11 protein-coding genes are annotated in these 13,085 nt (G+C 44.5%); 5 read left to right on the forward strand and 6 right to left on the reverse strand.

Translation table 11 applies throughout. The annotated features are described in order from the left end of the window. From HF312_20530 to HF312_20540, 3 genes are all read left to right on the forward strand, one after another. Window positions 1-215, forward strand: a 215-nt coding sequence (locus HF312_20530; protein MCU7522612.1) for an acetyl-CoA C-acetyltransferase, incomplete at its 5' end; no start/stop codon positions are given. A 171-nt stretch (window positions 216-386) separates the two neighbouring features. Further along, window positions 387-2,417: a hypothetical protein gene (locus HF312_20535; protein MCU7522613.1), complete on the forward strand. Its 2,031-nt coding sequence runs from the start codon at window positions 387-389 to the stop codon at window positions 2,415-2,417. A gap of 83 nt (window positions 2,418-2,500) precedes the next feature. Further along, complete coding sequence (locus HF312_20540) at window positions 2,501-3,187, forward strand: response regulator (GenBank protein ID MCU7522614.1); 687 nt, start codon at window positions 2,501-2,503, stop codon at window positions 3,185-3,187. A gap of 4 nt (window positions 3,188-3,191) precedes the next feature. Here the strand turns inward: HF312_20540 and HF312_20545 are convergent, their stop codons facing one another. Together HF312_20545 and HF312_20550 are read right to left on the reverse strand one after the other, a co-directional pair. Continuing rightward, entirely contained in the window at window positions 3,192-3,584 is a 393-nt protein-coding gene (locus tag HF312_20545) for a DUF4870 domain-containing protein (protein ID MCU7522615.1), read from the reverse strand. A gap of 266 nt (window positions 3,585-3,850) precedes the next feature. Then, window positions 3,851-4,816 (reverse strand): TerC family protein, encoded by a 966-nt coding sequence (locus HF312_20550; GenBank protein ID MCU7522616.1) that lies wholly within the window; start codon window positions 4,814-4,816, stop codon window positions 3,851-3,853. Window positions 4,817-5,232: 416 nt separating this feature from the next. Here HF312_20550 and HF312_20555 point away from each other — a divergent pair, with 416 nt between their 5' ends. Both HF312_20555 and HF312_20560 read left to right on the forward strand, forming a co-directional pair. After that, window positions 5,233-6,012 carry a hypothetical protein gene (locus HF312_20555; GenBank protein MCU7522617.1) on the forward strand — a complete coding sequence of 260 codons (780 nt, stop codon included), beginning with the start codon at window positions 5,233-5,235 and terminating at the stop codon, window positions 6,010-6,012. Window positions 6,013-7,475: 1,463 nt separating this feature from the next. Continuing rightward, a complete protein-coding gene (locus HF312_20560; protein MCU7522618.1) occupies window positions 7,476-8,270 on the forward strand; it encodes a T9SS type A sorting domain-containing protein in 795 nt (264 codons plus the stop codon). 51 nt (window positions 8,271-8,321) lie between these two features. On the opposite strand, the gene HF312_20565 is transcribed toward HF312_20560, so the two are convergent. The 4 genes from HF312_20565 to HF312_20580 form a co-directional block, all read right to left on the reverse strand. Then, a complete protein-coding gene (locus HF312_20565) occupies window positions 8,322-9,554 on the reverse strand; it encodes a T9SS type A sorting domain-containing protein (GenBank protein MCU7522619.1) in 1,233 nt (410 codons plus the stop codon). 109 nt (window positions 9,555-9,663) lie between these two features. Next, a complete protein-coding gene (locus tag HF312_20570; GenBank protein MCU7522620.1) occupies window positions 9,664-10,122 on the reverse strand; it encodes a molybdopterin oxidoreductase in 459 nt (152 codons plus the stop codon). 53 nt (window positions 10,123-10,175) lie between these two features. Further along, complete coding sequence (locus HF312_20575; protein MCU7522621.1) at window positions 10,176-12,581, reverse strand: nitrate reductase; 2,406 nt, start codon at window positions 12,579-12,581, stop codon at window positions 10,176-10,178. A 340-nt stretch (window positions 12,582-12,921) separates the two neighbouring features. After that, window positions 12,922-13,056 (reverse strand): CBS domain-containing protein, encoded by a 135-nt coding sequence (locus tag HF312_20580; GenBank protein ID MCU7522622.1) that lies wholly within the window; start codon window positions 13,054-13,056, stop codon window positions 12,922-12,924. Window positions 13,057-13,085 lie beyond the last annotated feature (29 nt).

Genomic DNA, 13,085 nt, shown 5'->3' on the forward strand with positions numbered 1-13,085 from the left:
TTGCAGTAGCAAAACTGCTCGGGCTTGACGCTGAAAAGGTAAACGTAAACGGCGGAGCCGTTGCACTCGGCCACCCTATAGGCGCGAGCGGCGCCCGCATACTGACAACACTTCTTTATGAAATGAAAAAACGTAATTCCACCTACGGACTTGCTTCGCTCTGCATCGGCGGCGGAGAGGCTTCTGCTTTAATTGTAAAGCAGTACGGCAAGTAAAATATTAAAAAATAAGACTATCATAAATTTCTGAAATTCCCGGCTTGGGCCTCATCCCATGCCGGGAAGTAATATCCGGAAGAGCCCGAATGAAGTTTTATGCTCTATAATTCAAAAAAACTTCCGATAATATTCTATCAGTTTACTTTTTCCCCGGGGAGAGTCTTTTTAATGAAGCAGGTTCGTTACCGTATCATATTTTTTATTGCTTTAATCTATGTCGTATTCCTTGCCGGAATGATACTCTACCAGACTTCTGAACTCAGCAAGGTATCTTCACTTATTGAACAGACAAGGCGTGAACAGTACGTCCTGCTCGGGAAAGTTATCGGCCTGCAGGGTAAAGGACTTGAATCCTACGTCTACGACTATTCCTACTGGGACGATATGCTGAGGTTTGTGAATAAAGTGGACCGCCCATGGGCTGTTATCAATATTGACAACGTTATGCCTACGTTCAACGTCCAGTGCGTCTGGCTTTTCAATTCCAATCTGGACCTGTCATACTCGGCTAACCTGCTGCCTGATAAAAAGCTGAATAAGTTTCCGCTTAGCCGTGAAGTCCTTAACGAAATTTTCAGTAAAAAGTGGTTTAATCACTTTTATATCAATACTTCAGCCGGCGTCCTGGAAATTAGAACTGCTCCTCTTCAGTCGGGCTCTGATGTGAAAAGGGAATCTCAGCCCGGGGGTTTCCTTGTTGCTGCAAGGCAGTGGTCGCCTGATTATATGAAGGATCTCTCGCAGCTGATGGCAGGGAATGTTATATTCATTAAACCCGGGGATGAATCCCTGGAACTGAACCGCCAGGCAGAAAACCGGTTCACCGTTGTCACGACAACAAAACTGATGGGCTACGACAATAAACCGGTTTCAGCACTAAAATACAGCTCGGAATCCGAAGTTCTGCGTAAACTCCTGGATGCTTCAAATACACAGTTTACGCTCAATATTGTGTTCGGCTTGATAATTCTGGGCGCAACAACTTTCTTTCTGATATATTTCATCGGAATTCCGCTTAAACTTATTGTCGGAAGCCTGAGGCTCTCCAATCCATTTATACTCAGGAACTTAAAGAATAAGCAGAATGAGTTTGGAACGCTTGCCTCACAGATCATAAACTCTTTCGAGCAGGAAAAGAAACTCTTAAGGGCTAAGGAGGCAGCAGAAAGCGCCGACAGGGCAAAAAGCCTGTTCCTTGCAAACATGAGTCATGAAATCAGAACCCCGATGAATGTCATAATGGGGTTTTCAGAGCTCCTTAAACAGCAGGTAAATGACAGGAAACTGCAGGAATATATTTCAGGTATAATTGTAAGCAGCAAGAACCTTCTTATGCTCATTAACGATATACTCGATTTGTCGAAAATTGAGGCTGACAGAATTGAAATAAGGCATGAACCCGTAAGCCTTCACCTGCTTCTTAATGAAATATCGCGGATATTTACCTCGACGCTGAGGCGGAAGGGGGTAAGCTTTAATATGAAAATTGAGCCCGGGGTTCCGGGAACATTACTGCTCGATGAGGCCCGCCTTCGCCAGATCCTCTTCAACCTGATAGGAAATGCAGTGAAGTTTACAGATTCCGGAATGGTCACCCTCAACGTCAGGTCCGAAGCCAAAAGTGAGGACGGCGGTAAAGCGGACCTCTATTTTGAAGTTTGTGACACAGGCATTGGCATTCCGGAGGATCAGTACGAACTCATCTTCGAGGTCTTCCGGCAGCGCGAGGGGCAGAGTAATAAAAAGTACGGTGGAACTGGCCTGGGACTTACAATAACCAAAAGGCTCGTTGAAATGATGAACGGCCGCATTTCCGTTGAAAGTAAAATGGGCTCGGGAAGCACATTCAGGTTTAACCTGCCTGATGTGGAAACTGTTCCCGGGGGAGAAGAGTATTCTACACTGGTTTCCTATGAAGAGGTCACTGAGACATTGGCTGAACCCATGAAGGTCAGCGAAAATGCCGGAAGGTACCTTTCCAATGACCTGATGAGCCGGTGGCAGTCGGTTAAAGACGGAATGATGATTGATGAAATTACAGCCTTTGCCTCAGAAGTAAAAAAGCTTGGAGAGGAAAACTCCTCTGATATCCTTATCAGCTACGGGGATGATCTCTTTCAATCGGCGGATACTTTCAGGGTGGAAAAAATAAACGAACTCCTTGAGGATTTTCCTAAACTTGTAGAAAAACTTGTCTAAAAAATCATATATTTACGAAGTTGTTTCCGGGGTATTACTTATTGCCCGGAATAATGGGAATTATTAAAAGATAAGAAAGAATTATGGACATTTCAGAAACACAACTGTCACAAATTAAAAGAAAAAAGATTCTTATTGTTGATGACCTGCCTCAGAACCTGCAGGTTCTGGGAAATACACTGAGGGATTGCGGATTTCAGATCGCCTTTGCCACCAGCGGCAAGCAGGCCCTCAGTATAGCCGCTTTAAAGATGCCCAATTTAATTCTGCTCGATATGTCTATGCCTGATATGGACGGGCTTACAGTATGCAAAAAACTAAAGGAAGATGTAAAAACAAAGAACATTCCGGTTGTATTTCTTACGGCAAAAACAGAGTCTGAAAACATAATGAAAGCCATGAAAGCCGGGGGTAACGATTACGTAGTAAAACCGTTTAATACCGACGACCTGATAGGTAGGATCTTATTCCACCTTGGCCTTGATAAAACCGGCCTGGCAGAGAATTCTTCTAACAACTCCTTAGCCTTAATGACCGCCCTTATGGGTGAATACCTTGAGAGGTGGAAAAATGTTAAAGCCGGTCTTTTTATTAATGACGTCATTGACTTTGCAAAAGGCGTTCAGGAACTGGCAAAGGGGCATAAAGTAAAAGCGCTCCTGGATTATGGCGAAGAGCTTTACGTTAATGCCGACAAGCTGAATATTGCAAAAATGACTGAACTTATTGACCAGTACCCTGTACTCGTAAAAATGCTTTACAAGCAGTAGGTTGTTACTTTATGAACCTGATGCTTATCGCATAGCGGTACCTGACGCCGTTATTAGCCTGTAGAGCGCCGATTATTGTTGCAACGAGGTAGTAGATGCCTAGAGCAATAACAAGAAGCCCGATAATAATAATCGATGCAAGATGCGGCTCGCCATGCTCCGAGGAGATTATAGACAGAACAAAAGACACCAGAAGCACCAAAAAATAAATCAGCACTGAAATCTGAAAATTAAGCACTTCCTTGCACTGGTCGACTGTAAAATGGAATTCACGTTTTGATGTCCAGATTACAATAGGAAGGATAAGATTCCCGAATGGTATAATGAACCCCGAAAACACGCTAAGATGAGCCAGTGTAGCCCACTTCTTGTCCTCAAAGAGAATTGTTTCTTCCATTACAGCACCCCTTTTTATATTTTTAGACGCTCCTGACAGGATAAAAGTTCTATATGCCAGATTTGAAACTCATGGCTGATTAAGAAAATTAAAAGAAGCTTCCGAACGTGTAAATGAGTTCCGGGAAAATCTGTTCTGATTGTTACTAGAACCTTTGAATTTCCTTTTATTACCGCTTAATGTCTGATCAATATTGAGTCTGCTTAAAAGTGAACTGCCTGGATTCATATGTACATAGCAGGCGTTGGCGCTTGATGGTCTGCCTGTTAAGATTTTTTATCCACAATCTTCCTGCTCATCTCTTTAACCTCTTTAAGTATTTTGGGTCCTTTCTTTGCTTTAAGCGAAAGCACAATGGACGCCGTAAGAATCAGCGCAATTACGCCAAGAGATATTCCTATAGGTATATGGATTATGTCGCTTAGCAGCATCTTTAAGCCCACAAACATCAGTATAAGAGCAAGGCCGTAAGAAAGGTAAACAAACTTCTCTATTATACCCGCCAGTGCAAAATAAAGCGACCTGAGGCCAAGTATTGCAAATACGTTTGAAGTAAAAACTATAAACGGGTCGGAAGAAATTGCAAGAATAGCCGGAATTGAATCCACGGCAAAGATCAGGTCTGTGGTTTCAATAAAAAGAAGCACTATGAATAAGGGGGTGGCATACCTGATGTTGTTCTTTCTTACAAAGAATTTGTCCTCTTCGTAGGAGGGCAGTACGCGTATGTATTTCCGGGCCAGCTTCAGGACGGGATTTTTCTCCGGATGAACTTCCTTGTCTTTTTCTGAAATCATCCTGATCCCAGTATAAATCAGGAACACCCCAAAGACGTAGATGATCCAGTGAAACTGCTCAATTAAGGCAACCCCGGCAAAGATGAAAATGACCCTCATTATGAGGGCTCCGAATATTCCCCAGAAAAGAACCTTGTGCTGATATAATGGCGGTACTTTGAAAAAAGAGAACACAAGTACAAAGATAAATATGTTATCCACGCTGAGCGACTTTTCTATTAAATAGCCGGTAAAAAACTCCAGCGCTTTCTGCTCACCTTTCCAAAAATAAATCCCTATGTTAAACAGGAGGGCAAGTGCAATCCAGACGGCACTCCATATCAGAGCCTCCTTAACTTTTACCACGTGCGAGGTTTTATGAAAGACCCCAAGATCCAAAAACAGCATAACCAAAACAAAAACGAGAAAAAGAATCCATTCCATTAAATACTCCATTTACTTCCAATGAATAAAATCTTGCTGCACTTATTCTAAAAGGCAGAACTGGCAATTGTTATTACTGAAAAATAGGGAGCTCAGCCCCTTGGAGGCCGCGGAATAACATCAACTACCATCCTGAGCTCCTTTGGAGGAAGTAATTCCGGTTAACATCAGAAAACATAATATGAAAATGAATCTTATCATTATCTTGGTAGAAATTCTTTCCTTAAAAATGGCTTACTAAAAATTAACGCCATGGGGCATAAAATTGTTCCCTTTAACATTATGAAGCCGGCAAATGAAATACGAAACAGAATTTAATTATTCATTTTTGTTTTGATACTAAAAGTTGGATTCCATATTTTGCTATGTGGCTTAGCTCTCTGGCTGTTTAATAAACTTTTTCTATCTTTAATATCTGGAGTTAGTAAATGGCGAACAGTAGAACCGGAATTCTTTCCTCACTCATTCCAGTCCTTATATTTACATTTATCTTTTATTCATGCAAAAGTGAAACTCCGGTTGCTCCTCCTGTACAATACGGATTAAAAGGGAAAATTGTAGATTCATCCGGTGCGGCCATAAGCGATGTTAAGATCCGCTGTACGTTTTATAAAAACTTTCTCCCCGCGGAGGCTGATATGCATGCAGGCTTAAGTAAGCTTAACGATGCTAAAGATTACCAGTTTATGTTATACCAGAATTTCCCAAATCCTGTTTTATTTGAGACTTTTTTCAGGTTTTCCATTCCCTCGGAAGGGGATGTTACCTTCAGGATTATGGATAGAACCAAACCGGATACCTTTTTCAGCCTTACGGAAAAGTTATCCGCGGGCCTTTATCAGATTGGCATTAGAAATTTCGGAGACAGCTTAAAACTGAAAAATGGGTTTTACAGGTATTCTGTTGATTTCAAAAGTAAGACCGGTGCAACCCTCTCCGATTCAAAAGAGCTATTTCTAATAAGCGCAACTGGCAATCCTTACGCAGTAAGTGATGCTGAAGGAAATTACTTTCTGGATTATTATGATATTATGGCAGGGGATACCTTAACCGTAAAGCCGGATGAGAATTCTCACTCAGAATACATTCTGGGAAATGAAGTCTATCTGCAGCTTGAAAAGGAAGGTTATTATCCCACTGTTATAAAGACATCCCTGATAAAGGACGCTTTATTGAAAAGAGATATTGTAATGAGGAGTATTAAATGAAAAGAACATCTTTTTTCGCAGCTTTACAGATTTTTATCCTCCTTTTTACCGGAGCAGTCCATCCTCAGAGCGGTTGGAATTGGATTTCACCATATCCCCACGGGAATGTAATCTATTCAATGTCTGTAACCGGCAATTACACGTATTTCCTTTCCAACATGAATACTGTTAGTGTCACGCGCGACAGCGGCAAAACTGCCGGGAACCTTTCTGTTTATTCGACTCCCAAAGAAAATGTCGGGCTGGAACAGTCCATCGCTTTTGCTGACAGCCTGAACGGATTTCTTCTTTCTTCATCAGGTGAGTTTAGAACTACTGACGGAGGGAAAACCTGGGTCCCCACGGTAAATACCGGGTCACACAGAGTGACATTTGCAGATTCCAGGACGGGCTGGGAAATAGGCTCTAAATCCATACTTAAGACTACAAACGGCGGCCAAAGCTGGTTTGAGCAGACTTCTTCAGCCTGGTCATCCGATAGATACTTAAGCTGCATATATGCACTTGATTCACTTAAGGTATGGGTGATTCCCTCTCCATACGACCTCTCTAAAGCAGATAATATTTATTATAGCCGGGATGGCGGAAAAACATGGATACCTCAAAATGCCGGCCTTGCTTCAAACTCATTAAATCAGGTTACGCTGACGGATTTGAAAATAAACAGCTCAGGACTCGGCATTCTGACTGCTTCTATAAAAGAAACACAAAGTCAGACCCCCTGGATTCCCCGGTCTGTAATTCTCAGGACTGAAGATTTCGGGACAACATGGGTCGTAATTGACAGCTCTATCAGAGGAGACCTCAAAAGTATAATTTCTGTTAGTGACAGCATCTGGATTATTCATGGAACGGGGAAAGATGTTGAAAATATGACTTTACAGTACAGGAGCACAGATTTCGGAGGCTCCTTTACCGGTGGTACAATCATAAAGCCTGAGGTTTCCAATGCGTTCTTTTCCAGTTCAATTTATAACCCCCGGCAGAAAGTTATATTCCTGGCAACATTCTGGGAATTGTACAGATCTTTAGACTTAGGACTTACATATTCGAGGGTCACTTCTGAAACAGCTCTTAATGTTTTTGATTTTGCACTAGACAACAACAGCTCTGGCCCGCAAAAAGCTTTAGCTGTTTCCAGGAATTATAATGAGTATCTCTTTAGCCAGGATGGAGGCAGGACGTGGTCTAAGAATATACTCGAATTTTCCAGCCAGTCGGAATATATGATTGGAGTTAGTATTTCATCGGGAATATCATACATTTTCACCTCTGAAAATGTTTATAAATCAGCTTACGGCAACAGAAAATGGATTAGAAACAGTTATCCCGGTCCCTTCCGGCCAAACTCATATTTTTATTGCGGCTCCTTTGAAGGCGATAAGCTTTTTTATCTCTTTGATACCTATGCGCCTCCTCTTTACTATTCCGCCGATGGTGGGGCGAAGTGGATCAGTTCACCAATGCCCGCAGATTATACGTTCAAATCACTTAAATTCGCTGGTTCTGAAGAAATTATAGGATGCGGAAGTTACCGGAATTTATCAGTGGAAAATGGGTTTATTTTTGCGGGCCAAAGCGGTGGCACAAACTGGAAGATTACGCAAACTAAGGAAATCCTGACTGATATAGCCATGACTTCCGGAAACACCGGATTCTGCTTGTCGGATTATAAAATGTTTATGACGAATGACAACTGGAATTCAATGCGGCAAGTCTTTGATTCAGCCCCAAATGCATATATTGATGCAGTGACTTTCGAAGATTCAGCACATGGATTATTAAGAACCAGTAATTATCATTTTTATGATACTTCCGATAAAGGAGACTCCTGGCACCAGAGCGGACTTGAGATGCCAATGTCGATGAGAGTTAAAAAAATGCAGTATAATAACCAGGGCGACCTTCTTGTTCTTGGGGACCGCGGGTTTATATTGAAATTGTCTGAAAAGAACTCTCAGAATAAGACGGAAGAACAGGAGACCTCTCAAAAACTCAAATATGAACTCTTCCAGAACTATCCTAATCCCTTCAACCCTGTTACACAGATCAGCTTCAGTCTCCATGAAAAGGGAAGTGTTGAACTGAAAGTCTTTGATGTTTTGGGCAGGGAAATTAAAACCCTCCTTAATGAAGTTAAGGATGCCGGCACCTATTCCGTTCCTTTTAATGCCTCGGAACTTCCAAGCGGAATATACATCTCCAGACTCAAAGCGGGCTCTGAGGTCATGGTGAGAAAAATGCTCCTGCTCAGGTAAATTGTTTCAATTCTCTATGTGCGGAACAATATAGCTGTTCCGCACATAGGATTACTTTAGCAATACCATCTTCCTGATGCTGTAGAAGTTTCCTGCATTCATCTTGAAGAAGTAAATGCCTGCCGTAAGGTTATGCTCCATGGCATTAAATTTTACCGTGTGCTCTCCGGCGGGCTTTTCCTCATCTAGCAAAACTGCTATCTCATTTCCAAGCACGTTTACAACCGATAGCCTTACGTGCACCTCCACGGGCAGCCTGAAGGTAATTGTGGTCTGGGGATTAAAGGGATTGGGATAGTTCTGCCCGAGTGAGTACCCTTCAGGGGAGCCTGAAGTTTTCTCCGCCCGGTCTATTATCTGGAACGGAAATGCCACGTATTCCCAAACAGGTGCAAAGAGGGGGCTGCCGTCACTATTTTTGGGCGTTACAGCATCCATGGCCACACTGCCGTGATAATCCGGCTGCGGGGGAGTAACGCCTGTTGTGAGCATATGACTCATCAGGTATGGCGCCTGCGTTGTATCAACATTTACAAGCGGACCGAACTGATCCATGCCCAGGAGCTTCCATATCTCCGCATACCTTTGAATCCCATCTTTATTGTGCCCGAATCCAAAATAGTGGCTTGAGGGTGTAACGTGCGGCTTATCGAAGTAGAAAGCAGGCCTGTTAAAGTAATCGCTGTAGTCTGTTGGACTTGCCAGCATTGCAACCCTTAATGTGTAATATTTCTGTGCAATAATGGCTGCCATTCCGCCTCCAAGCGAGTGCCCCATAGCGATAATTAAGGACCATTCCGGAGTCCCATCGGGCTTTAGATAAAGATTCCACAACCCGTCCGGATAATTTGCCTTAAGATAAATCAAAAGTTTGCTCAGGCGGTTTTCAATTGAATTTGCACGGCTCACGTTAACAAGCTGCGTGCGGTCTTTCCCGCCAAGAACCTCAAGGCGCACTTTCTCGTAACAGGCCGAATCACTGCTTTTTGAGCAAAGCTCGGCAAGGGAAAATGTATTGGGGTATTTTAACCCTATTACATTGTACCCCTTGTTTGCTGCTTCCTTAAGTATGAGGAGATATGCCGACGGGTTCAGCCCCGAGCCGGGCAGAAACAGGACTAACTTTCCCATCTGAGGCATATTTTTATTTATGTAAGCGTAATTATCCTCAAGCCAGTTGTCAATTGCGCTGTCTGTAGTTTTAGGCGGAATTTTGTACTCGGTCTGTGCAAAAAGGGAAAATGAAAAGCAGATTAAAAATGAAATACTGTAAAATTTTTTCATCCTTCCTCCTGTACTGCTATTTAAAAGAGGTTTACATTAATAAGCTATTAATTCCCGGGTGGTAAACAAGGCAGGAGGGAAGGTCCAATGTCCAACCCAGGCAAAACTCTCATTCCGCAGCCACCAGCACCTGCGGGGCAGACTGCTTCAGCCGGGTCTTAAGCCAGTTTATCTGACGCTCTGTTTCCTTAATCGCATCCTTGCAGAACTTCTCAAGCTCATCATCGCGCAGCGCCTGGCTGGCCTGCGTAATAACCATATAACTTACTTCAACTTCGGTCGCAAGTAAATACAGGTCGTGCAGGTCCCTTAAGAGCCCGAGAGCGCCTTTCCTTATTCCATGAAAAAGCGTCTTCTGAAGCTTGTCCGGCTCCGACTCCTTGGCCTCCTCATAACGCTTTATGAAGTGCTCAAGATGCTGTATGTGCATATCCGACCAGCCTGCAAGCATCTTGCATATGTACTCAATGTCAGGCTCGCTTTTATGATGGTCTGATACTTTAAGCAGTGAGTCTTTTAAGTGCGTCTCACTGCCGTGCAGAAGTCCGATATAGTTTGCTATAAACATTAGTCCCCTCCGGGGCAATTAAAAATTAAAAAGTAAGAACATATGGATTTCACTTAACGCCTGCCGCCAATCAGTATGGCGCCTGAAATGGTGTCTATTAGAGAACTGATCGACTGGAAGACTCCTTTCTGTTTTTTCTTGTCCGGGTCTTCCGAGAGCTGCTGCGGGCTTATTTTACTTATTTTGACCGCGGCATACTTGAAGTGGGGCTGCTTGCTTACGGGGTCCCACTCTGTTATCGTCAGCTCATTTGCCGCCCTCGGGCGGAAATCCCCGTCCCAGTACCCGTAATGAAACGGTATAAACAAATGCCCGGGCTCAATGTTCCCGACAGCTGCCTGCATCTGCACCATGCCGCGCCTGGAGGTAACTTCAACCCAGTCGCCCTCCTTAATGCCAAGCCTCGGGGCATCGGTCTCCGAAATCTGCAGGAAGGCATCCGGTGCGGCATCGTATAATTCCTTGCTGCGCCCGGTTTTTGTGCGCGTGTGAAAATGATAAACTACCCTTCCTGTGGTAAGCCAGAAAGGATATTCCTCATCCGGAGTCTCATGAGGCGAATGAAAGTCCGCTGCCCTGAGCCATGCCTTGCCCTCAGGATCTATCGCCTTATACTCCTGTGGGCTCGTAACGGCTCCGGTATCCAGGTCGTGTCCGAATGTTTCACAGTCCTCGAAACCTGTATTAAAATGAAAATCGGTATAAATGCGTTCGGCCCCGTCCGGGAACTGCTCGTTGCACGGCCACTGTATGCCGGAACCTTTTGAGAGCTTTTCGTAAGTCATTCCGCTATAGTCGCACATTCTGCCCTTCGTACACACTTTCCAGGCCTCAAAGGCTCCTTCGGGATCTTTCCATTTAATAAGCGGCTGCCCGTCTTTATCCTTAAATTCCATCCTCCTTGCGTAATCAAGAAATATGTCCAGGTCGCTTCTGGCCTCACCCGGAGGCTCAACAGCTTTGTATGAAATGTGTACCGTACGGTCCACATTTGTAAATGTTCCTGTTTTCTCGCCCCATATTGCCGCAGGCAGAAGGACATCAGCCCTGTGGGATGTTTCAGTTAAGAATGCATCCTGTACAACAAGGAAAAGATCTCGCTTGTCAAGAATTTCTCTTATCCTTGCCAGGTCAGGCATTGAGACTGCGGGATTGGTTGCGCTGATCCAGAGCATTTTAATCGATCCTTCCTCACAGTAACGGAAAAGCTGCATGGCGTGAGTCGGGGCCGACCAATGGGGTATAATTACAGGATTCACATTCCAGATCCTGGCAAGTTCCTCTATGTGACTGGGATTATCCCAGTTACGGAATGCGGGCAGGGCGCCGTCACATCCTGTTTCCCTTGTATTCTGCGCCGTGGGCTGCCCGTTCATCTGCAGCACTCCGCACCCCTGGCGCCCCAGCATACCCCTTAAAAGATGAATGTTATTAACCTGGCATGCGGCAGCTGTAGCCTGATTGGACTGATAGACCCCCTGAAGGCATGTGGAGACCATCGACTTTGCCTCACCGATCAGCTGTGCTGCACGCCTAAGGTCACCTTCAGGTATCCCCGTCAGCTTTTCCACGTTCTCAGGCGTGTAGCTTTTGACGGTCTCCTTTAGTACCTCAAAACCCGTCGTGTGCTGAGTGATGAATTCAGGGTCGATTTTGCCCATTTCAATTAAAAGATTCTGCAGTCCGTTCAGAACGGCTACATTTGTCCCCGCCTTTGGCGCCAGGTGCACATCGGCTTTGGCTGCCGTCCACGTCTTCCTTGGATCAATTACAATAATTACGGGCGGCCTGGGACCAGAGAGGCGGTCCAGTATTCTGGTCCATAATACGGTCTGCGTGTTCGACATGTTATGCCCGGCAAGCATAACAAGTTCTGTCGTATCCAGGTCCGAATAGGATCCCGGCTGCCCGTCGCTCCCGAAGGATTCCATTAAAGATGCCGCGGCCGTTGCCGTGCAGAGCCTAGTGTTGCCGTCCATATGCGGTGTGCCTAAGCCGGCTTTTCCGATAACCCCTAAAGTGTAGTATTCCTCAATAAAGAGCTGTCCCGTGGTGTAAAACCCGATTGCATTTGACGTATGCTTTTCAATTATTTCACGTGAACGCCTGACTATAAGCTCCATCGCCTCATCCCACGAGGCCTGTTCAAGCTTCCCGTTTCTTTTTATCATCGGATACTTCAGGCGGTCCGGACTGTTATTAGCCTCCCAGGCGTGCAGGCCTTTGGGCCCTAGGCGCCCGTGGTTAACCCTGTCCACTGCGCGGCCCCTGACGCCTACAATTTTCCCATCCTTTACGCCTATATCCATGCCGCAGTCGTTTGAGCACAATACGCAGGCCGACTGAACCCACCTTTCCGGCTCTTCCAGCGTCCGCTCGTCAACCCTCTCCGGCCAGGAACCGTAATAAGGAGTCCTTTCTCCCCAAATATCTTTTATGCTGTCCCTCGTCTCGTGCATTTCTGCCTCCCGTTACAATGATCAAATTTCAGGTATCCGTTATTAATTCATAATTAAATTGAAGGCCAAAAACAAGAGTTCTGCCATGAGCTTCGGAAGATTTTTAAGTGAAGGCTCCGGATGCCAAATAAATACATTGCGGGTCTAATAATAAGTGAGCGATAATTTGGATTTTATATGTGCTTCCCTTAACGGGAATTAACCGGATGTTAATAATGCGGGAATATGTATATCTCTTAACCTTCTTCTATAGTGCGCTGATTATGGCCGGTCTGCCCCTGATTTCTATTTCAAGCTCACGGCATAATGTACTCATTTAAATGTGCAGTAAGGGGGAGTGCTATCTTTCCACGGCGCTTTTAATTATGCTGTCGCGGTATTTGGTAAATATGCTTGATTTTGAAACGAACCCCACGTATTTCCTGTTGTTTACCACTGGCAGGTTCCATGCTCCCGTTTCATCGAACTTTTTCATTACCGAGCTCATCTCTTCATTCAGCTCTA

It is taken from the genome of Ignavibacteria bacterium (assembly GCA_025612375.1).
In the GTDB taxonomy this organism is placed as follows: Bacteria; Bacteroidota; Ignavibacteria; order Ignavibacteriales; family SURF-24; genus JAAXKN01.